This is a genomic window from Moorena sp. SIO3I6, from assembly GCF_010672095.1.
The window spans coordinates 1-1,148 of sequence record NZ_JAAHHU010001589.1; the positions used below are offsets into that span (position 1 = coordinate 1).

General features: G+C 42.9%; 1 protein-coding gene. It reads right to left on the bottom strand.

What is annotated here, in order from left to right; genetic code table 11:
- Positions 1-163: 163 nt before the first annotated feature.
- Positions 164-1,148: RNA-guided endonuclease IscB (gene iscB, locus F6K49_RS51460; protein WP_293110686.1), on the bottom strand; the 985-nt coding region annotated here is incomplete at its 5' end.

Here is a 1,148-nt window from a genome sequence, read left to right on the forward strand (position 1 = left end):
TTAAGCCAGGCATTAGTGCAATGATGGACTTGGATTTACCAAATTTCATCTGTCCGCCTCCCGGTCGTCTCCCGCTATAATCTTTGATTTAGCGGTGAGACTTGCCATATAAACACCTGGGGTTACCCCAGGTGACAGGCACTCAGGAAAGGGAGGACAGGCTTTAATTTGTATAGGCATAACCATCCTTCCTGTGAATAAATTGACAATACTTGTGACTGATTCCTTGCACCAGTCCTGATTTAGTTGAGATATTGAAATATCCTGATTTTCGAGTTGCAACTCGTCCAACGTAGGTACCGATTTTCTTGCCTTTAGTTACCACAGCTCGGACAATATCACCCGTTTGAAAGCCTTTGTGAATTTTAGTTCTTGAACAGTGACGGACAGGGAATCCATACTTGTTGGTTCGACAAAGCTGACGAGTTCCGTGACCTTTGGCAGTAATCAGCAAAGGATGGGTTACTTCAATGATCAATGTTTCAACTTTCCCGACATTTGCTGCGTCTAGCCAATGAGTTTTTGGCAGGTTTTGACGGCATCTATTGAATTTAGTCAATCCGCCGCTGCCAACCTCGACTGGTATTCCAGTTGACTTTAGATCGTGGTATAATTTCCAGCGAGTTGTATTAACAGAAGCTGCGTCAGCCAGAGGGCGTCTCGCTTGACTCAATACACGCTTCAAGACACTAGGCTTATTAGACAGGAAAAGCTCAATATCTTGATTAGACTTAGCTTGATTGCATGGGTGACACGCAATAGCTAAGTTAGAAACCCGATCGCGTAGCGTGGCCAAAGGCCAATCGGAACCGCCTTTAGACTTGGGTTTGATATGCTCAATTTCTAACTGAGTACCTGTTGCCCCACAATAAGCGCATTTACGATTCCATTTTTCAAGTAAATATTCCCGAAGTTCGTAACCGTAAAGTGTGCCCTGCTGATACTCTATCCCAGATATTTCAGGATTTTGTAGTTTTTGAGTGTCAAATCTAACTAGCTCTTGAGAGATACCAGTCACAGGACATACTCTAGTCAGCTTTTCAACCCAAGTTAAAATGTTTTTAACTCTAGACATCAGGCTAGGAGCTAACCAACCTTTTGGTCTAGTTCTATTAAGAAATCTGGGATTACGATATCGAGTTTTACGA